We start from the raw sequence: 23,481 nt of genomic DNA, 5'->3' as shown, positions 1-23,481 counted from the left end.
TCAGGCCTGAGCGCTGAAGCGGTAACCGGTGCCGCGGACGGTCTGGATCAGATGCTGATGGCCTGTGCCCAGCGCCTTGCGCAGGCGACGGATGTGCACGTCCACGGTGCGCTCCTCGACATAGACGTTGCCGCCCCATACCTGGTCGAGCAGCTGGCTGCGCGTGTAGGCACGCTCCTGATGCGTCATGAAGAACTGCAGCAGGCGATATTCGGTCGGGCCGACATCCAGCGAGTTGCCGTGGGCGGTGACGCGGTGGCTGGCCGGGTCGAGCATCAGGCCCTCGACTTCCACCGCCTCCTCGACTCCCTTGGGAGTGGTGCGACGCAGCACGGCCTTGAGACGGGCGACCAGCTCGCGCGGCGAGAAGGGCTTGGTGATGTAGTCGTCGGCCCCGGCTTCCAGGCCTTGAATCTTGTTGTCTTCCTCGCCCTTGGCGGTCAACAGGATGATCGGCAGCTCCGAGGTGGTCTCGTCACGCTTGAGGCGCCGCGCGAGCTCCAGGCCACTGGTGCCCGGCATCATCCAGTCCAGCAACAGCAGATCGGGCTTTTCATCGACGACAATGGCGTGGGCGTCCTGGGCATTGTCTGCCTCCAGCACGCGGTAATCCGCCATTTCGAGGGCAACGGCGATCATCTCGCGAATCGAGGATTCATCGTCGACAATCAGTACGGTCTTGGAGCTCATCGCTAGATCCCATGCAGCAGTCGGCGCACGCGCCAGAATGACAAGTCGATGACGATTACAACCCGCTTATATGACAACGAGATGACAACTGCCAGCATGGCAGCTTGCACGCAAGCCTGCCAGCCGCCTTGGAGGCGCGGCAGGCAGGCATGAACCGTGGGCTGGGGAGCAACAGAGGGCAGAGGTCGCTTTAAATTAAATAATACTAATGTTTATGCAGGAGTCAGCTCATCGGCCAGGTCGCCAGGGCGATACCGGCGAAGATCAGCAGACCTGTCCAATGATTGTTGAGGAAGGCCTGGAAGCAGGGCGCACGCTCACGCTCACGGATCAGACGTTGCTGCCAGACGAAGGTGACGGCGGCGGCGGCCAGCCCCAGCCAGTAGAAGATGCCCAGCGCCAGCTGCAGGCCGATGCCGATCAGCACCGCCAGCATGCCCAGCTGCAACAGGCCGATCATCAGCTTGTCGGCACGCCCGAACAGCACGGCGGTGGACTTGATGCCCACCTTGAGGTCGTCGTTGCGATCGACCATCGCGTAGGCGGTGTCGTAGGCCACCGTCCACATCAGATTGGCCGCGAACAGCCACCAGCCGTAGGTCGGTACCTCCTCCAGCGTCGCGGCGAACGCCATCGGAATCGCCCAGCCGAAGGCGGCGCCCAGCACCACCTGGGGCAGATGATGGAAGCGCTTCATGAACGGATAGCTGGCCGCCAGCAGCACGGCGACGATCGACAGCAGCACCGTGGTCAGGTTGGTGAAGCACACCAGCACGAAGGCGGCCGCGACCAGCCCCCCGAACAGCGTCAGCGCCTCGCGCTCCGAAATGCGACCCGAGGTCAGCGGCCGGTCTCGCGTGCGCTCGACATGCTTGTCCCAATGGCGGTCGGCGTAGTCGTTGATGACGCAGCCGGCGGCGCGCATCAGATAGACCCCGGCGATGAAGATCAGCAGGGTCGTGCGCTCGGGAATGCCATCTGCCGCCAGCCACAGTGCCCACAGGGTCGGCCACATCAGCAGCCAGGTGCCGATGGGGCGGTCCAGCCGTGTCAGGGCGAGGTAGTCGGCCAGTCTGGAAGGACGCGAAGCGGCGGAAGTGGATGACGCGGTCATCGGGACTCCTGGGCGGGTGGTAGTGGGCAAGGGAAGAGAGAAACGAGGCCAGTCGGGCGCAAGGCTCAGGCCAGCTGCAGCGCGTGCTGGAAGGCCGGCGTGAAGCCCTCCTGCACCAGCACCTTGAAGCGACCATGCGAGAACATCGAGCGGCGCATCCACAGGCTGGTGGTGCGGGCCAGCGGCCTGGGGCTCGAAAGCACCAGCGGGGCGCGGCTGACATCGATGGCGCTGCGGGTCAGGTCGGGCTGGCGAAACAGCCAATGGCCCAGCGAGCGCTCGCCCAGCGTCGAGAGGCGATGACCGTGAGCCAGGTCCAGCGCCGCCAGCGAGCGTGCGATCACCCATGGCGTATCGCCATGACAGAGCGCCACTTCGCGTCGCCAGACATGCCGGCGTGGGCCGATGCCCAGCAGGCGTGCCTCATCCAGCCGCGCGGGGCCGGTGTCCTGCAGCAGCAGGCGCACGCGCAGGCCCTGAATGGGCTGGCCATCGCGTTCATCCTGCTGCTTCATGGCGCTGGCAAGACGCTGGGTCAGCGAGTCCGACGAGGAGAGCCACGCCCACCAGCCGGCCGGCATGACACCTTGCAGTGCGGCAGCCGGCTGCCAATGACGGCGCACCGCCGCCGAAGCAGCGGGCATGACGCGCGTGGGCAAAGGCCAGCGAGGCGCAGGCTGGCATAGGGGCTCGGCTGACGAATGAGGCGCCTCACAGGTGGAGGTCTGTGGCGTGAGCGCTGCGCGATGAGGCTCGCCTGCTGGGCATCGGACCACGGTGAATTCCCTGTCAGGATGACGAAATGGCGAGTCTAGCATGGCCGGGCGGCAAGGCCTCCCGCTCAGGCATGCCTGCACTGCTGGCGGGCTGGTATGCTGGGCGCATTCATCGGCGTTCATGACGGACGCTGCTGGCGCTCTTTCATCAGCGCTTCCTTCGGATCGATCTCAGGAGATGGTGCCATGCACGACCCTCGCACCCTTGTCATCATTGGTACCGGCATGGCGGGCATTGGTCTGGCGCGCGCGCTGCGTGCGCGTGACAAGGACAGCCGGCTGATCCTCATCAGCCAGGACAGCGGCCACGATTACGCCAAGCCGATGCTGTCCACCGCCTTCGCCAAGAAGATGTCGGCCACCGACCTGTCGCGTCAGGCGCCGGTGGCGCTGGTGGACGAGCTGAATGCCGAGCTGCGTACCCATCAACGCGTCACTGCCATCGACGGTGATGCCCGCCAGCTATGGCTGGGCGAGGAGTGTCTGGCCTATGACGAGCTGGTGCTGGCACTCGGCGCCGCGCCGCGTCGTCCCTTCCCCGTCGCCGCGGAAGTGGCCTCACGCGTGCAGAGCATCAATGACCTCGACGACTATGCGGCCTTCTGCGCGACGTTGTCGAAGGCCCGCGAGCGCGGGGAAGACGGGCACGTGGTGATTGTCGGTGCCGGACTGGTCGGCTGTGAATACGCCAATGATCTGACGGCGGCCGGCCACCGCGTCACGCTGGTCGCGCCGGAGGAAACTCCGCTGGATGGACTGCTGCCGCAAGCACTGGGGCAGCGTCTGGGCGCGGCGCTGGATGGGCTCGGCGTGACGCGTCGCCAGGGCGAGATGGTCGAGACCATCGCCGCCAGCTCAGGCGAGGAGGCCGAGCGTCAGGTCGCGCCGGTCGAGGTGCGCCTGCAGAGCGGTCGTCGCCTGACGGGCTCCGTGGTTCTGCTGGCCACCGGGCTGGCGCCGCGCATTCGTCTGGCGCAGGCCGCGGGCCTGAGCGCCGGCGGCGACGGCATCCGTGTCGACCGTCACCTGGCCACCTCACAGCCGCATATCTGGGCGCTGGGCGATTGCGCCAGTGTCGAGGGCGTCAATGCCATGTATGTCCAGCCGCTGCAGATGGCCGCGCGCACCCTGGCAGCCAACCTGTGTGGTGAGCCAAGCGTGCTCGACTGGAAGGCGTGGCCGGTGCTGGTCAAGACACCGGCCTTGCCGGTGGTGGCCTATCCGCCGCGTTCGGCCGTGGCGCGCTGGGAAATCAACGGTGAAGGCGATGACCTCGAAGCGCGTGCACTGGATATGAACGAACGCTTGATTGGATATGCGTTGACAGGCGCCGCCGTTCGCAGGAAAGTCGAGCTAGCGCGGCAGGCGCCGCCGTTGCTAGGCTAGGCGATGCCATGATCGATGGTCGTAAATCCCTTGCTGCCAGCGCGGTCAGGCACGATAGTGAATGCTCCGTCAGACATGCTGCTCAGCGGGCGTCGTCTGACAGAATGCTGCCATCGACAGGTTTGATACGGCAAAGCTTGCCGGGAGCGGATTGCGTCGCCGCCATACGCCACCGCTAGCAAGTGCAAGAACAACAATGGAAACGGCGGCTTGGCCGCCCGTGCAGAATGCCAAACCAGGAGGGCTTTTCATGCGCAAGCCAGAACTCGCTGCGGCCATCGCCGAGCGTGCGGATCTATCCAAGGACAAGGCCAGTCAGGTACTGAACGTGATTCTCGACGAGATCACTCATACCGTGGCCAAAGGCAATGACGTCTCACTGATCGGTTTCGGGTCATTCACCGTGCGCCAGCGTGCGGCGCGTACCGGCAAGAACCCTCAGACAGGCAAGCCGCTGACCATCCCGGCCAGCAAGACCGTTGCCTTCAAACCCGGCAAGTCGTTGAAGGATGCAGTGACCAAGTAACCTCGGCTCGTGCTTCAGCGCAGACCCGGGGTGGCTGTCGCCATGGCTTTCAATCGTCGTCATCAAAAGTCCTGTCGGCTGTCATGCTGATGCCACCGGTTCCGCCCTGCGGGGCCGGTGGCATTTTCATATGGCCTGCGTGACCGACGCTTCGCGATTCAAGGAATGACACCATGAAGCTCAAGATATTGCTGTGGGTGCTGGGTCTGCTGCTCAAGCGGGCCTTCAAGCGTGACCCCGAATTTCGTGCCGAGCTGGAAAAGCGTCCGCTGGACTGGGGTGTCGCGACCGAAGACATGAGCATCGCGCGTCACTACCGCATGTCCCACGCGGGCGTCACCACGGGCAGTGGCCTGCCGGTGGATACCGAGCTTGAGCTGCGCTTCGCCGATAGCGACAGTGCGGTGGTCTTTCTGCTCAAGCCTTCGCCGCGTGCCTTCCTGCAAGGCCTGATGGACCAGCGCGTGCGGCTGGTCGGCGATTCGGCCCAGCTCAACCGCTTGCAGTCATTGCTCAAGCGCATTCGCTGAATGACCCTGTGCCGTGCCTGCATGAACGAAAGACGCCCCGCTGAGAGAATCAGCGGGGCGTTGTTTTTGTCATGAGCAGTTGTCGCGAGCCTTTCTTGCGAGCCTTTACTTGCGAGGGGCTGTTCGAGAAGACCCTCTCAACGCCCTCGAGGCGTCACAGCAACTGCTTGAGGCCCGGAATGCCTTCGAGCACCTGATCGACCACGCCATCGCCGGCTTCTTCGCGCGCATAGCTCAGCGTCTCATCGGCCACGCCGCGCGCCTGGTCCATGTTCAGGTCCAGCCCCATCAGCTTCTGGCCCAGTTCCAGCGCACCGCCACCGCTGCCGCCGGTGAAGGCGCTGACGGCGCCCATCAGGCCGCCCATGAGGCCACCGCCACCGGACTCGGCGGCTTCCTCGCCTGCGCTGCCGATCAGGCCTTCCGCCCCCGGGATGGCGCCCAGCAGTGAGGCGGCCGGGCCGTCCGGCCCCTGCTCACGCACGAACTTGAGAACCATGCCGACCGCCTGCTCGGCGATTTCCGGTGATAGCCCGAGGGAGCCAGTGACGCGTTCGATTAGAGGATGCATCGGTATTCTCCATGAAAGCCAATGAGGTCAGGAGTCTTCAGAGTGGCACGTCGCGGCGATTCGACATTCGACGCGCCCGCCAACGCTTGCATGCGCCATGGCTCTCGGACACGGCAGAACGGGGTGTTATGCTAGCGATATAAATCTAAAGTCTAATGCGCTGCCCGGCGCCCTGGTCACGGAACACTTCATGACACGCTCTCTCCTGGACTCCCTCATGCACTCCCTGCGTCGTCTGTGGACGCTGGATGCCTTCAGCTATTCGCTGCGCATGTTGATCGCGCTGGGTGGCGTGATGGCGGTGGGGTTCTGGCTCGACGAGATGGCGGTGGTGATCCCGCTGTTTCTGGGCGTGATCGCCTCGGGGCTGGCGGAAACCGATGATCACTGGCGGGGCCGACTGCGCGCGCTGGGCATGACGCTGGCCTGCTTCAGCATCGCCGCCGTCTCGGTGGAGCTGTTGTTCGGCATGCCGCTGCCCTTCGTGATCGGGCTGGCGCTGGCCACCTTCGCGATGCCGATGCTGGGCGCCATCGATGCCCGCTACGGCGCCATCGCGCGCGCCTCGTTGATTCTGGCCGTCTACACCATGATCAGCCTCGAGCAGCAGCATGGTGACGGTCAGATCGCGGTGCTGGAGCGCAGCCTGCCCGAATGGCTGCGGGAGCCGGGGCTGGGCATCAATCTGGTTCAGCCGTTGCTGCTGGTGGTGGGGGCGACCTGGTATGGCCTGCTCTCGGTCGTGTGGTGCGCGCTGTTCTCGCGCCAGCCGCTCAAGCACAGCATGGCGACGCTCTACCGTGAGCTGGGGCGCTACCTGATTCTCAAGGCGCAGCTGTTCGAGCCGCTGCGCAATGTTGACCAGTCTGCCCGGCGTCTGGCGCTGGCCGAGCAGAACGGCCGCGTGGTGGTGGCACTCAACCAGACCAAGGAGATGGTCTTCCGGCGTCTCGCTGGGCGGCGCGATACCACCAAGCTCGACCGCTACCTGCGCCTCTACTTCATCGCCCAGGACCTCCACGAGCGCGCCAGCTCCAGCCATTATCCCTACGGCCAGCTCACCGACGCCTTCTTCCATCACGACATCCTGTTCCGCTGTCAGCGCCTGCTGGAGCAGCAGGGGCGCGCCTGTCGCGGGCTCGGCAAGGCGCTGCTGATGCGCCAGCCCTTCGATGCCAGTGACAGCCAGCAGGCGCTGGAAGATCTCAATGCCTCGCTCGTCTATCTCAAGCAACAGCAGCGGCCCGAGTGGCACCATCTGATGCAGGCGCTGGAAGCCCTCGCCAGCAACCTGCGCCTGATCGAAGGCCAGATCGCGCGCCTGAATGATCTCGAAGCCGTCAGCAATGAAAGCGACAACAGCCTGCTGGACCGCTCACCCCACGGCACGCGCGACATGTTCGAGCGTATCCGCAGCCACCTGACGCCGCGCTCGCCGATCTTCCGCCATGCGCTGCGCCTGACCGCGACGCTGGTGGCCGGCTATGGCGTGCTGCTGGCGGTACACCCGACCCAGGGCTACTGGATACTGCTGACCGGGCTGTTCGTGTGCCGTCCCAGCTACGGCGATACGCGCCGCACGCTGGCGCAGCGGATTCTGGGCACGCTGATCGGTCTGGTCGCCGGCTGGGCGCTGATCAGTCTGTTCCCGGCGCCCACGATCCAGGCCGGTATCGCTGTGGTCGCGGGGGTGCTGTTCTTCGCCACCCGTGGCTCGCGCTATACCCTGGCCACCGCCGCCATCACGCTGATGGTGCTGGCGTGCTTCAATCAGGTCGGCGATGGCTTCGATCTCATCTGGCCGCGTCTGTTCGATACGCTGGTCGGTGGCCTGCTGGCCGGGCTTTCGGTGGTGTTGATCCTGCCGGACTGGCAGGGCCGCAAGCTCTATCGTCAGGCCGGCGTCAGCCTCAAGACCAGCGGCCGCTATCTGGGCGAGGTGCTGTCCCAGTACCGCCACGGCAAGCGCGATGATCTGGCCTACCGCCTGGCGCGGCGCAATGCCCACAACGCCGACGCGGCCTTCTCCAATCTGCTGGCCACGGCCCGCAAGGAGCCTGGCCACTTCCGTCGTGATGTCGAGCCGGGCTTCGGCTTCCTGCTCCACGCGCACACCGTGCTCGGCTATCTCTCGGCATTGGCAGCGCATCGTGGCGAACTGGAATCGACCGCCTCGGCCAGCAGTGGCATCGAGACGCTGCTGCGCCATGGCGAGCGCCTGAGTCAGCAGCTGACGGCGTTGGGAGAGCAATTGGAGGCGGGCGGTGAGATCGCCGTCACGCTGGACAGCGAAGATGAGATCGCGGCACTGGAAGCCGAGGTCGAGCAGGTCGAATCCACCACCGGACGCCTGGCGCTGTCACAGCTGATTCTGGTGCTGCGGCTGTTGCAGCCGCTGGAAAGCGCCGGCTCCCAGCTGATCAAGGCCAGCCGCGCCAGCTGACCTGTGCTGACTGATCTGTTTTGGCCTATCTGAGCGACTGGCGCGGCGGGCCGAGTGATCGAGTGCCCGGGCGGAATAGGTGAGGGCGCCAGGTGAGCAGCGGGCGGCGCACTCAGACGGCGCCGTATTGCCCGGCCGCCTCGCCCAGCCAGCGGCGAATCAATGGCTCCGCGGCCTGCGGGGCCTCGCTGAGGATGGCATCGGCCAGGGTGGTGGTCGGGGCGATCAGGTCACTGTCACGCTCGAGATCGGCGATCTTCATCCCCGCCAGCCCCGTCTGACGCGTGCCCAGCACTTCGCCGGGGCCGCGTAGCTCCAGGTCCTTCTCGGCGATCTTGAAGCCGTCGGTGGTCTCGCGCATCACCGCCAGGCGCTGCTTGGAGTGCTGCGACAGCGGCGGATGATAGAGCAGCACACAGAAGCTCTCGGTGCTGCCACGCCCGACACGGCCACGCAGCTGGTGCAGCTGCGACAGGCCGAGACGCTCGGGATTGTCGATCACCATCAGGCTGGCATTCGGCACATCGACCCCGACCTCGATCACCGTGGTCGCCACCAGCAGGTCATGCTCGCCGTCCTTGAACGCCGCCATCACCTCGGCCTTCTCGGCTGCCTTCATGCGGCCATGGACCAGGCCGATGGACAGCTCCGGCAGCGCCTCGGTCAGCTCGTCACGCGTCACCTCGGCGGCCTGGCAGGTCATCACCTCGGATTCCTCGATCAGCGTACACACCCAATAGGCCTGACGACCCTCGGAGCAGGCGGCGCGGATGCGCTCGACCACCTCGGGACGGCGCGGGTCGGCCACCGCGACGGTCTGCACCGGGGTGCGTCCCGGCGGCAGCTCGTCGATCACCGACAGGTCGAGGTCGGCGTAGGCGCTCATCGCCAGGGTGCGCGGAATCGGCGTCGCGGTCATGATCAGCTGGTGCGGTGTCAGGCCACCGGCTTCCCCCTTCGCCCGCAATGCGAGGCGCTGATGCACGCCGAAGCGGTGCTGCTCATCGACGATCGCCAGCCCCAGGCGCTGGAAGGTCACATCGGCCTGAAACAGCGCATGCGTGCCGACCACCATGCGCGCCCGGCCATCGGCGATGGCGGCCTTGGCATCCAGCCGTGCCTTGCCCTTGAGCTTGCCGGCCAGCCACGCCACCTCGATGCCCAATGGCTCCAGCCATTCGCGGAAGTTGCGATAGTGCTGCTCGGCGAGAATCTCGGTAGGTGCCATCAAGGCCGCCTGACAGCCGCCGCCGATCGCGATCAGCGCCGCCAGCGCGGCGACCACCGTCTTGCCCGAGCCCACATCGCCCTGCACCAGACGCAGCATCGGCACTTCGCGCGCCAGGTCGCGGCGCACATCTTCCAGCACGCGATGCTGGGCACCGGTCAGCGAGAAGGGCAGCTGGGCGAGAAAACGCGTGCTGAGCCCGCCACTGGCGCTCAGCGAGGGCGCGCCATCCTGCTGGATACGCGCGCGCACCTGACGCAGGCTCAGCTGGTGGGCGAGCAATTCTTCCTGGGCGAGGCGGCGCTGACTCGGGTGCACGCCGTCGCTCATCTGATCGACGGGCGCATCCGGCGGTGGCTCGTGCAGAAAGCGCAGGCACTCGATCACGCCGGGCAGGCGAAAGCGCGTGCGCAGCGCCTCGGGGATCAGGTCCGGCAGCTCATGGGGCGTTTCCTCGAGCTGCTTGAGCGCCTGGGCGATCAGGGCACGCAGGCGCGCCTGATTGAGGCCTTCGGTGGCTGGATAGATGGGCGTGAGGTGGTCTTCCACCGGCGCGGCACCCTGGCCGAGCAGGCGGTATTCCGGATGGTAGATCTCGAGACCGGTGGCCCCGGCACGTGCCTCGCCGAAGCAGCGCACGCTGTGGCCACGCTGGAATTGCTGCTGCTGGGCGGGGGAGAAGTGGAAGAAGCGCAGGCTGAGGATGCCGCTGCCATCGCGCAGGCGCACCAGCAGACTGCGGCGACGGCCCTTGACGATGTCACAGGCCGTCACCTCGCCTTCGACCACCGCTTCCATGCCGCTCTTGAGCGTGCCGATGGGCGTGACGCGGGTGCGGTCCTGATAGCGCAGCGGCAGATGGAACAGCAGGTCTGCGACGCGCTCCAGCCCGAGGCGCGACAGCTTCTCGCTCAGCGCGGGGCCGACGCCGCTCAGGCTGTCCAGCGGTTGGGCCAGCGCGCCGGTGGCAAAGACACCGGCGCTGGCGGGCCCGGCAGATGAGACTTCCGTGCCCGCCCTGCTCATGCCGGTTCGTGGCTCTGGGAAGCGGAGCCCTGCATGCCGTTCTCATTGCTCTGGCGCGCACGATTGGAGCACTCGGCGATCGCCTGGCTGATCACGTCGATGGCCTTGGGGCGCGGGAAGCTGGCACGCCATGCCAGCGCCACGCTGCGGCTGGGCGCCGGGTCCTTGAAGGGCCGCGTCTCGAGCACGCCGCTCTCGTAATGACCGGTACCGGTCGCCGAGTAGGGCAGCACGGTGATACCGAGGCCGGAGGCGACCATGTGGCGGATGGTTTCCAGCGAGCCGCCTTCGGCGATCAGCGTATTCTCGGGGTTGTTGATCTGATTGCCGATGGCCGGGCAGGCCTCGAGAATCTGATCACGGAAGCAGTGGCCCTCGCCGAGCATCAGCAGACGCTCGTTGATCAACTGTTCCTTGGCGATGCTGTCTTGGTCGAGCAGGGGGTGGCCGGCCGGCAGCAGGACTTCGAAGGGCTCTTCGTAGAGGATCTTGGTCAGCACGTCGGTCTCGGTGAACGGCAGCGCGACGATGATCACGTCCAGCTCGCCATTGCGCAGCTTGCGACGCAGGTCGCCGGTCATGCCTTCCTCGATGTAGAGCGGCATCTTCGGCGCACGCCGCGTCAGTTCCGGCACCAGGTGCGGGAAAAGATACGGTCCAATGGTATAGATGGCGCCGATGCGCAACGGGCTGGAGAGTTGATCCTTGCCGGAATTGGCCAGTTCCTTGATCACGCTGGACTGCTCCAGCACGCGCTGAGCCTGCTGAACGATCTTCTCGCCGAGCGGTGTGACCTGTACGGTGGACTTGGAACGCTCGAACAGTGCGACTCCCAGCTCTTCCTCAAGCTTCTTGACGGCCACCGACAGGGTGGGCTGCGAGACGAAGCAGCGCTCTGCGGCGCGTCCGAAATGACGCTCCTGGGCCAAGGTTACGATGTAGCGGAGTTCTGTTAGAGTCATGATTCCTGCCCGGAACTGGCATCCTGGGATGCGGTGGGTACCGATTCGTTTTACCAAGGAGCACGGCAAAGGTGAAGAAGACGAGTCTCATCCTCGGTTGTGGCGACGTTGGCAGCGCGCTGGCGCGCGAACTGCTCAAGGCCGGTCAGCACGTCATTGGTGTCAGGCGCGATGTGTCCAAGCTTGCGGATCTCGGCATCGAGACGCTGGCCTTGGACATCACTGCCGAAGGTGCACTGGCCAGCTTGCCAGATGCCGACACGGTGGTACATGTGCTGAGCGCCGACCGTTTCGACGAAGAGGCCTATCGCGCCGCTTACGTCGACGGCATTCGGGCGCTGGTGACGGAGCTGGAGTCGCGCGCCAAGCCGCCGACCCGCGTGCTGTTCGTGTCCTCGACCTCGGTCTACGCCCAGAAGGATGGCGAGGAAGTCGACGAGCAGTCGCCCACCGATGCCACCAGCTTCTCGGGCCAGTTGATGCGCGAAGGCGAGCAGGCACTGCTCGATTCCTCGCTCAACGGCACCGTGGTGCGCTTCTCCGGCATCTACGGGCCGGGCCGCGACATGCTGATCCGCCAGGCGCGTGATGGTCGCATCGCCGCCAGCAACCCGCCACTCTACTCCAACCGCATCCACCGTGACGACTGCGCGGGCGTGCTGGCACACCTGATCGCGCTGAGCCTCGAGGGCAAGCCGGTCGAGCCGATCTATCTGGCCACCGACTGCGATGGCGCACCGCTGCACGAAGTGATGGCCTGGCTGGCGCGTCAGCTCAAGGTCGAGTCCACCGAGGTGATCCAGTCACCGCTGCGGCGTCGTTCCAGCAAGCGCTGCGGCAATGCCCTGTTGCTCGAGAGCGGCTACACCTTCCGTTACCCGACCTTCCGCGAAGGCTATGCCGAGGTGCTCAAGGAGCACGGCGTGACGGTGCCGAAGAGCGAATTGTCGGGCCGCTGATCACCGCCGCTTTCACTTATCCACATGCGGTTGCGCCTCGAGCCGTCTGACCGGGTGTGGATAAGTTGCTCGTCGAGACAGGCTGACGAGCGGCGCAGCGGCCAGTTCTCGAGTGATGAAGCGCCTGGTCAAGTGCCCAGATGAAGTGCCAACTGACAGTGCCCGCCCCGGAATCCCGGGGCGGGCACTGTCGTCTCTGCGTCAGCCACTCCTCGCGGATGACCTGCCATCGTCAGTGAGCGGGTGCTCAGTCACCGATGACCATCACGCCTTCGGCTTCGAAAGCCACGCCCTTGGGCAGCGCCTTGACGCCAACCGCTGCACGCGCCGGGAAGGGCGCGGTGAAGAACTCTTCCATCACCGCGTTGACGCGCGCGAAGTCGTCCAGATCGGTCAGGTAGAGGTTGAGCTTGACGATGTCGCCCAGGCTGCCGGCAGCTTCTTCGCACACGGCATTCAGGTTGGTGAAGACCTGACGCGCCTGTGCCTCGATACCGCCTTCGACGACTTCCATCGTCTGCGGGTCCAGCGGAATCTGGCCGGACAGATAGACGGTATTGCCCGCCTTGATCGCCTGGGAATACGGACCGATGGCAGCAGGGGCCTTGTCGGTGTTGATGATCGCGCGATTGCTCATGACATGCTCCTTGTGACTGCGCTCAAGCCTTGCCGGTTGCGAGTGTTGTGCGGTGGCGGCCTTCAGCAGCGGGTTACGATTGTGGTTATAGGGTCTCGCCGTCCACGGCGAGTTCGGTCGCGGTCAAGGTCCTGCACTGCCGTCGAGCTGACGTACCGTCGAGTTGACGTGCATGGCCTTGGCCGCGACACGGGTGTTCAGAAGAACGTGTCCGATGGCCGCTCTGCGGCAGCCTTGAAAACAAAAACCGCGCCGCCCGCCAGTGGCGGACGACGCGGCCAGTACGGTAGATCAGCTGAGGACGCGGGTGATTCGCTCCACGTGCAACAGGTTGCGCATGCGCTTGATGATGCGCGCCAGATGAATGCGATCACGCACGGCCAGCGTCAGATTGACGATGGCCAGATGGGCGTCGCGTTCCTCGATGCCGATGCGCTCGATATTGGCTTCGGCATCGGTGACCAGCTCGGCCAGCTCGGCGATCAGGCCGCGCTGGGTCTGTGCCTCGATACGCAGCGCCACCGTGAAGTCGCCTTCGACCTGATCGGCCCAGGTCAGCGGGAAGACGCGTTCCGGATCGCTGGCCAGTTCGGTGATGTTGCTGCATTCCTGGCGATGGACCACCAGCCCCTTGCCGGCCGACAGATGACCCATGATCGGCTCGCCGGGCAGCGGGTGACAGCAGCGCGCGTAGCTGGTGACCATGCTGTTGCCACCGCTGACCTGCATCGGGCTGTTGCCGCTTTGCTCCGCCTGGACATTGCCGTCCTTGGCCGAGAACTTGGGCTGCTGCGCCGTGGCGCTGGTCGTGTCGCTCAGAAGGCTCTGGGCCACGCTGTAGGCGGCACGGGTGCCGAGTCCGATGGACTCGAGCAGATCATCACGCCCGCCTTCCAGCTCCAGCTCCGCGGCCAGCGTATCGAGACGCCTGGGCGGCAGTTGCTCGAGGGAAGAGTCAAGCCCGGAGAGCGCCTTGTTGAGCAGACGCTGACCCAGGGTCACAGATTCGCTGCGCTGCTGATGCTTGAGGTAATGGCGCACGGCAGAGCGCGCCTTGGCCGTGGTGACGAAGTTGAGCCACGCCAGATTGGGCTTGGCGCCCGGCGCGGTGATGACTTCGACGGTCTGGCCACTCTCCAGCGGCGAGGATAGCGGCGCCAGATGACGATCGATGCGGCAGGCGATACAGCTGTTGCCGACATCGGTGTGCACCGCATAGGCAAAATCGACCGCCGTCGCGCCGCGTGGCAATTCCATGATGTCGCCCTTGGGGGTGAACACGTAGGTATCGTCGGGGAAGAGGTCGTTCTTGACGTGCTCGATGAACTCGAGCGAGTTGCCGGCATGGCGCTGCATCTCGAGCAGACCCCGCACCCATTCGCGGGCACGCGCATGGCTGCCGGCGCCGATGGGGCGGTCGGTCTGGCCGGCCTTGTACAGCCAGTGCGCCGCGATGCCGTTGTTGGCCATCGCTTCCATCTCGCGGGTACGGATCTGTACCTCGATGGGCATGCCGTTCATGCCGAACAGCGTGGTGTGCAGACTCTGGTAGCCGTTGGCCTTGGGGATCGCGATGTAATCCTTGAAGCGACCCGGCACCGGCTTGTAGAGATTGTGCACCACGCCGAGGATGCGATAGCAGCTGTCCACGTCATCGGTGATGATGCGGAAGCCGAACACGTCCATCAATTCATTGAAGGGCTTCTGCTGGTCACGCATCTTGCGATAGATGGACAGCAGATGCTTCTGACGACCGATCACTGAGCCGGGCAGCTGATCGCGCTCCAGCGCGTTCTGCAGACTGGCCTGGATCTCGCGCATCAGGGTACGACGATTGCCACGCGCGGCGGTGACGGCACGCTTGATGCGTTCGGAACGCATCGGGTGCAGCGCCTGGAAGGAGAGGTCTTCCAGCTCGACGCGAATGGTGTTGATACCGAGACGGTTGGCGACGCGGGCGTAGATCTCGAGCGTCTCACGGGCGATGCGACGCTTCTTCTCGGGGCGCAGGGCGCCGAGGGTACGCATGTTGTGGAGACGGTCGGCCAGCTTGACGATGATGACGCGGATGTCCTGGGACATCGCCAGCACCATCTTCTGGAAGTTCTCGGCCTGGGCGACGGCCTTGTCCTCGAAGGTGATCTGGGTCAGCTTCGAGACGCCATCCACCAGCAGGGCGACGGGTTCGCCGAACTGGCCTGCCAGTGCCTCGAAGGTCACGCTGGTGTCTTCGATGACATCGTGCAGCATGGCGGCCATCAGGCTCTGATGGTCCATGTGCATGTTGGCGAGAATGTTCGCCACCGCCAGCGGGTGGGTCACATAGGGCTCACCGGAACGCCGGCGCTGGCCATCGTGGGCCTGCTCGGCGTAATAGAAGGCGCGCCTAACCTGACGGATCTCTTCCTCGGGAAGATAACCGCCCAGGCGGTCTGCCAGGTCATCGATCGTGAACATTCAGCGGCCTTGGCTCAGAGTGATTCCGGGCCCGCACCCCGTGCTCCGGCCGCAAGGGCGGGAGTGGCAGAGGTGCGGAAGCACACATGCAGTCGGCAGGTTAAGCGTGGGCTCAGTCTTCGATCTGCGGCATTACCGGCTTGCGCTGGATCGGAGCTTCGACCGGCTCGTTCAGGATGTCACGACCGACCAGACCGGCCGCCACTTCGCGCAGGGCGAGGACGGTGGGCTTGTCGTTTTCCCACGGCAGTTGGGCGTTGCGGCTGCCGCGTGACAGCTGACGGGCACGACGAGTGGAGATCATCACCAGCTGGAAGCGGTTGTCGACGTTCTCGAGGCAATCTTCTACGGTTACGCGAGCCATGGCGGTGCACCTATCAATAGCGGGATATTCGGGGTTCGCTGTCGGCGTGTAATCAGCGCAGAGTGCCGCGACCGCTAGGGGTCACTTACCCTGATCATCTGACAGTATCTCGCACACGACGCAAGCACAATGCCGCTGAGCCGGCCCGCCAGGGGCGAGACGGCTCAGCGGCCAATGATTCTGAAAGGGAATCGAGTCTACTCGACGCCGTTGTTGCATGACAAGTCAGGCGCGATCAACTCCTTCGCCTGGCGCGTCTGTCGGCGGCGTACGCGACCACAGCGCGCATGATCAGGACGAAAGCCGGCAAGTCCTGCCCGACTGTCAGGCTGTCCGAACTGCTGTCCGAACTGCTGTCAGAACGGCCGGCCGCGCGGCTGACCGAACGGCTGACTGAGCAGCAGGATTCCCGCCGCCGTCATCAGTCGGCCAGCAGGGAGTCGAGCAGTGCCGCGTGGCGATGCTGCACGCGCGGCAGGCGCGCACGCTGGGCATTGACGAGTCCGCACAGCTCGTCGAGGGCCTGCTCGAAGTCATCATTGATGACGATCAGATCGTATTCGTCGTAGTGGGACATCTCGCTGACCGCATCGCGCATGCGACGCGCGATCACGTCCTCGCCATCGGTACCGCGGCCTGACAGACGTTCGAGCAGCGCTTCACGTGACGGCGGCAGGATGAAGATGGAGACGGCCTCCGGCACCTGGGCGCGCACTTGCTGGGCGCCTTGCCAGTCGATCTCGAGGATGACGTCCTCGCCCTTGCTCAGGCGAGCTTCGACCGCCGGACGCGAGGTGCCATAGAAGTTGTCGAAGACCTGGGCGTGCTCGAAGAAGTCGCCTTGCTCGATCATGGTCTTGAAGTGATCGACATCCACGAAGTGGTAGTTGACGGCATCCTGCTCGCCCGGGCGCTGGCCGCGGGTGGTGTGCGAGACGGACACGCCGATACCGTCCATGCGCTCCAGCAGTGCCTTGACCAGGGTGGTCTTGCCGGCGCCGGACGGCGCGGAAATGATGTAGAGCGTGCCACGTGCGTTGCTGGCCGCCGAGGAAGATGCTGAAGAAGTCGAAGACATGGAAGTGATCCGCTTGCTGTCGCTGAATCGCGGCATTATCGCATAATCCACCCCGCTTCCGCTGCACGCGCGCATGACAGTCCCGTGATGCAATGTTGCAGCTCGGGCATCACAGTTGTCGTCGCGAAGTGGCTGGGTTGGCGTGGCGTTATCTGCAACAATGGTCGTATATTTCAGTTATCACTCAAGCGTCAGCCAGTTCTCGCGCCGGCCTGGGGTCTTGAAGGGACACACGGTTTGCCGCCGCCTCGCCACGCTGGCCTGAGCTTGCGCACTCCCGTGATTTCCATCGCGCCTTGCCAGACGCGTACATAAGTCGATAGAGCAGCGCCAGACGTGCCGCAGGCCTCCGCCAGAGAGGCCGCGCACGAGCGCATCACCCGTTACCTGTCCCGCGCGCCATTCATTCCCGCCTTCCGGCTGATGATGAATGGCGCGCGGCCTTTTGCCCTGCGTAGCGCCAGCCATGCGCGGGCAATGTCAGCCGTGGCCTGCCCCTGACAGTGGCGCCACGGCTGAGTACGGCCACGGGTGTTACCCCCTTTTCAAGTTTCAGGAGACCCGGACATGTCTGCCTCCCCCGTTGCGCGCCATCCGCGCATCGCCGAACTGGCGCTGGCGCTCGGTGCCTTTGCCATCGGCACTACCGAATTCGTGATCATGGGCCTGATGCCCAACATCGCGGCGGACTTCAATGTGTCCTCGCAGCAGGTCGGCTACGCCATCAGTGCCTATGCGATGGGCGTGGTGGTCGGTGCGCCCCTGATCTCGGCGCTGGGCGCACGCCTGCCGCGTCGCGGGCTGCTGATCGGCCTGATGTTGCTGTTCGCGGTCAGCAACGTGGCCAGCCTGCTGGCACCGTCGCTGACCAGCTTTGCCGCGCTGCGCTTCATCGCAGGCCTGCCGCATGGTGTCTATCTGGGCGTCGCGGCCCTGGTGGCGGCGGATGCTGCCCCCGCCGGCGAGCGTGGGCGGGCCGTCGGTCGCGTGATGATGGGCCTGACGGTGGCGATTCTGATCGGGGCGCCAGCGGCGACCTGGTTCGGCAGCCTGTTCGGCTGGCATTCCGCCTTCCTCGTCGTCGGCCTGCTGGCGCTGGCCACGGCGGTGCTGGTGCGTGGCTTCGTGCCCTATCAGGCCGGCAATCAGGACGCGACCCCGCTGACCGAGCTGGCCGCGCTGATCAAGCCGCGGGTGCTCTATACCCTCGGCATCGCCTGTATCGGTTTCGGCGGCATGTTCAGTGTCTACAGCTATGCGGTGGAGACGCTCAACGCCCAGGCCGGGCTGTCCCAGAACCTGGTGCCGATGGTGCTGGCCGTCTTCGGGGTGGGCACCATCATCGGCAACCTGATCGGTAGCCGTGCCGCGGACATCGACCTGATGCGCACCATCCCTGCCGTGCTGATCTGGAGCGCGCTGGTGCAGGGCGGCTTCTACTTCGCCGCCGATGGTGTCTGGAGCGGCATCCTGTTCGTCGGGCTGGTCGGTACCGGCATCGGCTTGGCACCGGCGCTGCAGATGCGCCTGATGGATGTGGCGGAAGACGCCCAGACCATGGCGGCGACGCTCAATCATGCGGCCTTCAACATTGCCAATGCGCTGGGCGCCTGGTGTGGTGGCATGGCCTTCGCCTATGGCCCGTCTCATTCCTCCATCGGCCTGGTCGGGGTGGCGATGGCCATCGCGGGCTTGATCGTCTTCCTGCTCGGTCAGCGTCATGAACGCCGCGAGCTGCAGACGGCTTCTGCCTGATGTGGGCCTGAAGCGAGGCAAGAAAGCCCCGTGAGCACAAGCCGCAACGCAAGACGCCGCCCTTCGGGGCGGCGTCTTGCGTTTCAGTGGCGGAAAGTCTTGGGAGCGGCACCGGCAAGTCAGCAACGGGGCACCGTCAGCGCTGCTGACGCGCGCGCGTCGGCGACATGCCGAAGTAATCGCGGAAGCAGTGGCTGAAGTGGGTGGTGCTGACAAAGCCACAGGCCACGGTGACCTCGGTGATGCTGGCACTGCCCTGTGTCAGCAGCTGGCGTGCCCGCGTCAGGCGCAGCTCCAGATAGTAGCGCGAGGGCGTGGTATCCAGATGGCGGGTGAACAGGCGCTCGATCTGGCGGCGTGACAGCGTCACGCAGTGCGAGATCTCGCTCATGCTCAAAGGCTCCTCGAGGTTGTTGCTCATCAGCTCGAGAATGGTGCGCAGTGCCTCCGGGTGCTGGCTGTCCGGCGCGGGCAGCGTCTGGTCCGGATGCCAGGGGCTGGGCGTCGCGGGGCGCTCGCAGGCGAGGATTTCCTCGACACTGCGCGCCAGGTCATCGCCGTGACGCTGGCGCATGGCTTCCAGCATCATGTTCAGGGCGCTGCCGGCATTGGTGCAGCTGAAGCGCGCCGCTTCCACCACCAGCGGGGCACGCGACAGCTCCAGCTGGGGGAATGACTCGCTGAACAGCGCCGCATTCTCGGGATGGATGGTGCAGCGATGGCCCGCCATCACGCCGGCGGCCGCCAGGAAGTAGCTGCCATTCCACAGGCTGCCGAGGCGACAGCCCTGGTGGTCGGCTCGCCGCAAGACCTCGCTCAGCAAGGGAATCTCGTCCAGCTGCACCCGGTAGCCGCCGCACACGATGATCATGTCGATCTGTGCCTGCCCCAGCGACTCGAGCCCGGCGCTGGCCATGATGTCGATGCCCAGATCACTGCGTACGCTGCCCGCCGTCACCCCGAAGGTGTGAATGCGATAGAAGGGGACATCGCGGAGCAGATTGGCCGTGACCAGCACATCGAGGGCGCTGGTGAAGGCGGGCATCGAGAAGTGCTCCAGTAAAATGAAGGCGACATTGAGCGGTGCGCTCTGGGCACAGGTCACGTCCTTGAGCAGATGCTGGTTGCGACGCTTCATCGCGGGGGTGAAGTCGCGGCGACGGGGCGAGGTCATGGCTTGCGTTCGTTGCAGGGGCCGCGAGCGGCAGTGGATCGAAGGCGACTGGCAGGCTGGCCACCGTGAGACTCCATCCTCGCAGCTGCGCGCTCCCGCGGCGAGCCTCTCGCTGGCGGTTACGGGGTGGCAGGCATGTAATGAGGCTGTTGGCTTGATGATACGTCGCGTTACATGGGTGTAAAAACAATCACTTGTGTCATATTCGGCGCTTTCTCGCCTGTTAGACTGCCCCGTCACTCAGATCATGCCCCGAGGCTGACTAATGACGGATACCACCCGGACTGCCTTGTCCGGCTCCGCAACCCAAGCAGCTCCCCTTTCCGATCACGCCGCATCTCTTGCTGATCACACCACATCCTCTCCCGATCAAGCCGCAGCACTGCCTGATTCCGAGCTCACCGCGCTCAACAGCTCCCGCAGTCTGGACTGGCCGGTCTTCCTCCTCAGTGGAGGCGTGATGGCGCTGTTCGTCGCCGCCGCGCTCATCGACCTGGACGGCGTGTCGGCCCTGATCAATCACGCCTTCGACTTCTCGACCACCTACTTCGGTGCCTATTGGCAGGGCCTGATGATCGTGACCTTCCTCGTCGCCGTCGGCATGACCTTCGGGCGCACGGGGCGCGTGGTCTTGGGCGGGTTGGCGACGCCTGACATCTCCACGCCGCGCTGGATGGCGACTATTCTGTGCACCCTGCTGGCCGGTGGTGGCGTGTTCTGGGCCGCCGCAGAGCCCATCGCGCACTTCGCCTCGCCGCCGCCCGTCTTCGGACCGGATGCTCCGGTCGGCAATCTCGATGCCGCCTACAATGCGCTGGCACAGAGCTTCATGCACTGGGGCTTTCTCGGCTGGGCGGTGCTGGGCAGCCTGACGGGTGTCGTCTTCATGCACCTGCACTATGAGAAGGGCTTGCCGCTCAAGCCGCGCACCTTGCTCTATCCGCTGCTCGGAGAACGCGTGATGCGTGGGCCGATCGGCGCGCTGGTCGATGCCTGCTGCGTACTGGCCGTCATCGCGGGCACCGTGGGGCCGGTCGGTTTCCTCGGTATCCAGGTCAGTTACGGGCTCAATGCGCTGTTCGGCATTCCCGATACCTACGCGACGCAACTGGTGCTGCTGGCCATCCTGACCCTCGTCTACACCCTGTCCGCCGTCAGTGGCGTGATGCGCGGCATCCAGTTCCTGAGCAGTGCCAACGTGCTGATCGGCGGCGCGATGCTGTTCTTCATCGTGCTCTTCGGGCCGACCGAATTCCTGCTCAAGGCCTTCCCGTTGGGCATGGTCGACTACCTGGACAATATCGTGCCGATGGCGGTCTTCCGCGGCGACAGCGGCTGGCTGGATAGCTGGACGCTGTTCTTCTGGGGCTGGTTCATCGGCTTCGGTCCGCTGATGGCGATGCTGGTCGCACGTATCTCGCGGGGGCGCACCCTGCGCCAGATGGTGCTGTTGATCACCATCCTGTCGCCGCTCGCGACCTGTGTCTGGTTCACCATTCTCGGCGGCAGCGGCCTGGCCTTCGAGCTGGAAAACCCGGGCAGCGTCTCGGGCCCGTTCAGCGGCTTCAATCTGTCGGCGGCCTTGATCGCCATCACCCAGCAGCTGCCGTTCGGCTTCATCATGTCGGTGCTGTTCCTGATTCTGTCGGCGCTGTTCGTGGCCACGACCGGGGATTCGATGACCTACGCCATCTCGATGGTGATGAGCGGGCACGACAATCCGCCACGCAGCGTGCGTGTGTTCTGGAGCCTGATCATGGGTGTCGTGGCAGCGATCCTGATCTCGATGGGCAATGGCGGCATCAATGCGCTGCAATCCTTCATCGTGGTGACCGCGGTGCCTGTCTCGCTGGTGCTGTTGCCCAGTCTGTGGAATGCGCCGCGTATCGCGCGGCAGATGGCGCGTGAGCAAGGGCTGTAACTGGCTGATGTGAAAAAGGCCGCCCACTCGGGCGGCCTTTGCATGTCGTCATGCACGGATCAGTCTGGCATGGCCCGAAGAGGGCAGCCGAGGGAGGTCATGAGTTGTTATCACCGATGCCCGGATGTAAAACGGCTGTAGGCTTGGTGATACGTCGCGTTACATGGGTGTAAAAACAATGGCTTGTGTCATAGTTCAGCGTTTTACGGCTGATACACTGCACCGTCACTCAGATCATGCCCAGAGGCTGACTAATGACGGATTCTTCCCGGACTGTTTCGTCCGGCTCCGCCACACCGGTAAATCCCCCCGCTGAACCCGCACACACCCCGCAAGGTATCGACTGGCCCGTCTTCATCATCAGTGGTGGCGTATTGGCAGTGTTTGCCATCGCCGCACTGGTGGATCTCGACGCTGTCTCCGCGCTCATCCAGAGTGCCTTCGGTGTCTCGACCCAATACTTCGGTGCCTACTGGCAAGCGCTGATGCTGGCGACCTTCGTCATCGCCATCGTGCTGACCATCGGCCGTACCGGACGGGTGCGCATGGGCGGGCTGGCGGCGCCGGATATCTCGACGCTGCGCTGGATGGCCATCATCCTGTGCACGTTGCTGGCGGGCGGTGGTGTCTTCTGGGCAGCGGCAGAGCCGATCGCTCACTTCACCTCGCCGCCGCCGGTGTTCGGCGCGGACGCCCCGACAGGCAATGCCGATGCCGCCTACAACGCGCTGGCACAGAGCTTCATGCACTGGGGCTTTCTGGCCTGGGCGATGCTCGGCAGCCTGACCGGCATCATCTTCATGTACCTGCACTACGAGAAGGGTCTGCCGCTCAAGCCGCGCACGCTGCTCTATCCGCTGTTCGGCGACCGCGTCATGCGTGGCCCCATCGGTGCGCTGGTCGATGCCTGCTGCGTGCTGGCAGTGGTGGCCGGTACCGTCGGCCCCATCGGCTTCCTCGGTCTGCAGGTCAGCTATGGCCTCAATGCGCTGTTCGGCATTCCTGATACCTACGCGACCCAGCTCACGCTGCTGCTCGTGCTGACCGTCATCTATACCCTGTCGGCCGTCAGCGGCGTGACCCGTGGCATCCAGTTCCTGAGCAGCACCAACGTCCTGCTCGGCGGCGCGCTGCTGCTGTTCATCCTGATCATGGGCCCGACCGGCTTCCTGCTCGAAGCCTTCCCGCAGGGCCTGGTGCGCTACGTCGGTGACTTCGTCGCCATGTCTTCCTTCCGGGGTGACGATGGCTGGCTGAATGGCTGGACGCTGTTCTTCTGGGGCTGGTTCATCGGCTATGGTCCGCTGATGGCGATGTTCGTCGCGCGTATCTCGCGTGGCCGCACCCTGCGTCAGATGGTGCTGTTGATCGCGGTCATCTCGCCGCTGGTCACCTGCCTGTGGTTCACCATCATCGGTGGCAGCGGTCTGGCCTTCGAGCTGAGCAACCCGGGCAGCGTCTCCGGCCCGTTCACCGGCTTCAATCTGCCGGCAGCGCTGATCGCCATCACCCAGCAGCTGCCGTTCGGCTTCACCATCTCGGTGCTGTTCCTGGTGCTGACCACGCTGTTCGTCGCCACCACCGGTGACTCGATGACCTACGCGGTCTCGATGGTGATGAGCGGCCACGACAATCCGCCGCGCGGCGTGCGCGTGTTCTGGAGCCTGATGATGGGCGTGGTCGCGGCGCTGCTGATCTCGATGGGCGATGGCGGCATCAACGCGCTGCAATCCTTCATCGTCGTCACCGCCGTGCCGGTGTCGCTGATTCTGCTACCCAGCCTGTGGAACGCTCCGCTGATTGCCCGCCGCATGGCGCGCGAGCAGGGCGTCTGATCGACTCCGTTCGAAAGCCATGAGCGTGTCGCACCATCAAAAACGCCGC

General features: G+C 65.0%; 19 protein-coding genes. 8 read left to right on the top strand and 11 right to left on the bottom strand.

Features of this window, described 5'->3' with window-relative positions:
- The 3 genes from phoB to H2O77_RS17460 form a co-directional block, all read right to left on the bottom strand.
- On the bottom strand, positions 1 to 690 hold the full coding sequence (gene phoB, locus H2O77_RS17470; protein WP_043331741.1) for a phosphate regulon transcriptional regulator PhoB: 690 nt from the start codon (positions 688 to 690) through the stop codon (positions 1 to 3).
- Between the two features lie 223 nt (positions 691 to 913).
- Entirely contained in the window at positions 914 to 1,804 is an 891-nt protein-coding gene (ubiA, locus tag H2O77_RS17465; RefSeq protein ID WP_043331742.1) for a 4-hydroxybenzoate octaprenyltransferase, read from the bottom strand.
- 65 nt (positions 1,805 to 1,869) lie between these two features.
- Positions 1,870 to 2,448, bottom strand: a complete 579-nt coding sequence (locus tag H2O77_RS17460; protein WP_215823630.1) for a chorismate lyase — start codon at positions 2,446 to 2,448, stop codon at positions 1,870 to 1,872.
- Between the two features lie 318 nt (positions 2,449 to 2,766).
- Here H2O77_RS17460 and H2O77_RS17455 point away from each other — a divergent pair, with 318 nt between their 5' ends.
- From H2O77_RS17455 to H2O77_RS17445, 3 genes are all read left to right on the top strand, one after another.
- On the top strand, positions 2,767 to 3,966 hold the full coding sequence (locus H2O77_RS17455) for an FAD-dependent oxidoreductase (protein ID WP_215823629.1): 1,200 nt from the start codon (positions 2,767 to 2,769) through the stop codon (positions 3,964 to 3,966).
- A 250-nt stretch (positions 3,967 to 4,216) separates the two neighbouring features.
- Positions 4,217 to 4,492, top strand: coding sequence for an HU family DNA-binding protein (locus H2O77_RS17450; RefSeq protein WP_024952843.1), 276 nt, complete (start codon positions 4,217 to 4,219; stop codon positions 4,490 to 4,492).
- A gap of 173 nt (positions 4,493 to 4,665) precedes the next feature.
- Positions 4,666 to 5,022 carry a hypothetical protein gene (locus tag H2O77_RS17445; RefSeq protein ID WP_215823628.1) on the top strand — a complete coding sequence of 119 codons (357 nt, stop codon included), beginning with the start codon at positions 4,666 to 4,668 and terminating at the stop codon, positions 5,020 to 5,022.
- Positions 5,023 to 5,176: 154 nt separating this feature from the next.
- On the opposite strand, the gene H2O77_RS17440 is transcribed toward H2O77_RS17445, so the two are convergent.
- Positions 5,177 to 5,593, bottom strand: a complete 417-nt coding sequence (locus H2O77_RS17440; protein ID WP_054556347.1) for a DUF2780 domain-containing protein — start codon at positions 5,591 to 5,593, stop codon at positions 5,177 to 5,179.
- Between the two features lie 190 nt (positions 5,594 to 5,783).
- Here H2O77_RS17440 and yccS point away from each other — a divergent pair, with 190 nt between their 5' ends.
- Positions 5,784 to 8,036: a YccS family putative transporter gene (gene yccS / locus H2O77_RS17435; RefSeq protein ID WP_215823627.1), complete on the top strand. Its 2,253-nt coding sequence runs from the start codon at positions 5,784 to 5,786 to the stop codon at positions 8,034 to 8,036.
- 112 nt (positions 8,037 to 8,148) lie between these two features.
- Here the strand turns inward: yccS and recG are convergent, their stop codons facing one another.
- Complete coding sequence (gene recG / locus H2O77_RS17430; protein ID WP_215823626.1) at positions 8,149 to 10,290, bottom strand: ATP-dependent DNA helicase RecG; 2,142 nt, start codon at positions 10,288 to 10,290, stop codon at positions 8,149 to 8,151.
- On the bottom strand, positions 10,287 to 11,252 hold the full coding sequence (locus H2O77_RS17425) for a hydrogen peroxide-inducible genes activator (protein ID WP_215823625.1): 966 nt from the start codon (positions 11,250 to 11,252) through the stop codon (positions 10,287 to 10,289). The genes recG and H2O77_RS17425 overlap by 4 nt, the downstream gene beginning before the upstream one ends.
- A 71-nt stretch (positions 11,253 to 11,323) precedes the next feature.
- On the opposite strand from H2O77_RS17425, the gene H2O77_RS17420 reads away from it, so the two are divergent.
- The gene (locus H2O77_RS17420; protein ID WP_043331750.1) at positions 11,324 to 12,211 is read left to right on the top strand and encodes an SDR family oxidoreductase; all 888 of its coding nucleotides are present in this window, start codon (positions 11,324 to 11,326) and stop codon (positions 12,209 to 12,211) included.
- Between the two features lie 247 nt (positions 12,212 to 12,458).
- On the opposite strand, the gene H2O77_RS17415 is transcribed toward H2O77_RS17420, so the two are convergent.
- From H2O77_RS17415 to gmk, 4 genes are all read right to left on the bottom strand, one after another.
- Positions 12,459 to 12,848, bottom strand: a complete 390-nt coding sequence (locus tag H2O77_RS17415) for a RidA family protein (RefSeq protein ID WP_043331752.1) — start codon at positions 12,846 to 12,848, stop codon at positions 12,459 to 12,461.
- A gap of 291 nt (positions 12,849 to 13,139) precedes the next feature.
- Positions 13,140 to 15,305, bottom strand: coding sequence for a bifunctional (p)ppGpp synthetase/guanosine-3',5'-bis(diphosphate) 3'-pyrophosphohydrolase (locus tag H2O77_RS17410; RefSeq protein ID WP_043331753.1), 2,166 nt, complete (start codon positions 15,303 to 15,305; stop codon positions 13,140 to 13,142).
- Positions 15,306 to 15,417: 112 nt separating this feature from the next.
- The gene (rpoZ, locus tag H2O77_RS17405; protein WP_043331755.1) at positions 15,418 to 15,669 is read right to left on the bottom strand and encodes a DNA-directed RNA polymerase subunit omega; all 252 of its coding nucleotides are present in this window, start codon (positions 15,667 to 15,669) and stop codon (positions 15,418 to 15,420) included.
- A 421-nt stretch (positions 15,670 to 16,090) separates the two neighbouring features.
- On the bottom strand, positions 16,091 to 16,747 hold the full coding sequence (gene gmk, locus H2O77_RS17400; protein ID WP_052384319.1) for a guanylate kinase: 657 nt from the start codon (positions 16,745 to 16,747) through the stop codon (positions 16,091 to 16,093).
- A 567-nt stretch (positions 16,748 to 17,314) separates the two neighbouring features.
- Between gmk and H2O77_RS17395 the strand changes: the two genes are divergently transcribed.
- Positions 17,315 to 18,502: an MFS transporter gene (locus tag H2O77_RS17395; protein ID WP_215823624.1), complete on the top strand. Its 1,188-nt coding sequence runs from the start codon at positions 17,315 to 17,317 to the stop codon at positions 18,500 to 18,502.
- A gap of 136 nt (positions 18,503 to 18,638) precedes the next feature.
- Here H2O77_RS17395 and H2O77_RS17390 read toward each other — a convergent pair whose 3' ends face one another.
- The gene (locus H2O77_RS17390) at positions 18,639 to 19,676 is read right to left on the bottom strand and encodes a GlxA family transcriptional regulator (RefSeq protein WP_215823623.1); all 1,038 of its coding nucleotides are present in this window, start codon (positions 19,674 to 19,676) and stop codon (positions 18,639 to 18,641) included.
- Between the two features lie 265 nt (positions 19,677 to 19,941).
- On the opposite strand from H2O77_RS17390, the gene H2O77_RS17385 reads away from it, so the two are divergent.
- A complete protein-coding gene (locus tag H2O77_RS17385; protein WP_215823622.1) occupies positions 19,942 to 21,597 on the top strand; it encodes a BCCT family transporter in 1,656 nt (551 codons plus the stop codon).
- A 254-nt stretch (positions 21,598 to 21,851) separates the two neighbouring features.
- The gene (locus H2O77_RS17380) at positions 21,852 to 23,432 is read left to right on the top strand and encodes a BCCT family transporter (protein WP_153636711.1); all 1,581 of its coding nucleotides are present in this window, start codon (positions 21,852 to 21,854) and stop codon (positions 23,430 to 23,432) included.
- The last annotated feature ends 49 nt before the right edge of the window (positions 23,433 to 23,481 follow it).

The organism is Cobetia sp. 4B (genome assembly GCF_018831605.1).
Lineage (GTDB): Bacteria > Pseudomonadota > Gammaproteobacteria > Pseudomonadales > Halomonadaceae > Cobetia > Cobetia amphilecti.
Note: the sequence above shows the minus strand (reverse complement) of the source record. Positions and strands in the feature narration are given on the sequence as shown.

Coding starts and splice junctions, on each gene's coding strand:
- H2O77_RS17460 (WP_215823630.1), bottom strand. CDS start 2,448: ATGCCCGCTGCTTCGGCGGCGGTGCGCCGTCATTGGCAGCCGGCTGCC.
- gmk (WP_052384319.1), bottom strand. CDS start 16,747: ATGTCTTCGACTTCTTCAGCATCTTCCTCGGCGGCCAGCAACGCACGT.
- H2O77_RS17390 (WP_215823623.1), bottom strand. CDS start 19,676: ATGACCTCGCCCCGTCGCCGCGACTTCACCCCCGCGATGAAGCGTCGC.
- yccS (WP_215823627.1), top strand. CDS start 5,784: ATGACACGCTCTCTCCTGGACTCCCTCATGCACTCCCTGCGTCGTCTG.
- recG (WP_215823626.1), bottom strand. CDS start 10,290: ATGAGCAGGGCGGGCACGGAAGTCTCATCTGCCGGGCCCGCCAGCGCC.
- H2O77_RS17450 (WP_024952843.1), top strand. CDS start 4,217: ATGCGCAAGCCAGAACTCGCTGCGGCCATCGCCGAGCGTGCGGATCTA.
- H2O77_RS17440 (WP_054556347.1), bottom strand. CDS start 5,593: ATGCATCCTCTAATCGAACGCGTCACTGGCTCCCTCGGGCTATCACCG.
- phoB (WP_043331741.1), bottom strand. CDS start 690: ATGAGCTCCAAGACCGTACTGATTGTCGACGATGAATCCTCGATTCGC.
- H2O77_RS17385 (WP_215823622.1), top strand. CDS start 19,942: ATGACGGATACCACCCGGACTGCCTTGTCCGGCTCCGCAACCCAAGCA.
- H2O77_RS17395 (WP_215823624.1), top strand. CDS start 17,315: ATGTCTGCCTCCCCCGTTGCGCGCCATCCGCGCATCGCCGAACTGGCG.
- H2O77_RS17380 (WP_153636711.1), top strand. CDS start 21,852: ATGACGGATTCTTCCCGGACTGTTTCGTCCGGCTCCGCCACACCGGTA.
- H2O77_RS17425 (WP_215823625.1), bottom strand. CDS start 11,252: ATGACTCTAACAGAACTCCGCTACATCGTAACCTTGGCCCAGGAGCGT.
- rpoZ (WP_043331755.1), bottom strand. CDS start 15,669: ATGGCTCGCGTAACCGTAGAAGATTGCCTCGAGAACGTCGACAACCGC.
- H2O77_RS17445 (WP_215823628.1), top strand. CDS start 4,666: ATGAAGCTCAAGATATTGCTGTGGGTGCTGGGTCTGCTGCTCAAGCGG.
- H2O77_RS17455 (WP_215823629.1), top strand. CDS start 2,767: ATGCACGACCCTCGCACCCTTGTCATCATTGGTACCGGCATGGCGGGC.
- H2O77_RS17415 (WP_043331752.1), bottom strand. CDS start 12,848: ATGAGCAATCGCGCGATCATCAACACCGACAAGGCCCCTGCTGCCATC.
- ubiA (WP_043331742.1), bottom strand. CDS start 1,804: ATGACCGCGTCATCCACTTCCGCCGCTTCGCGTCCTTCCAGACTGGCC.
- H2O77_RS17410 (WP_043331753.1), bottom strand. CDS start 15,305: ATGTTCACGATCGATGACCTGGCAGACCGCCTGGGCGGTTATCTTCCC.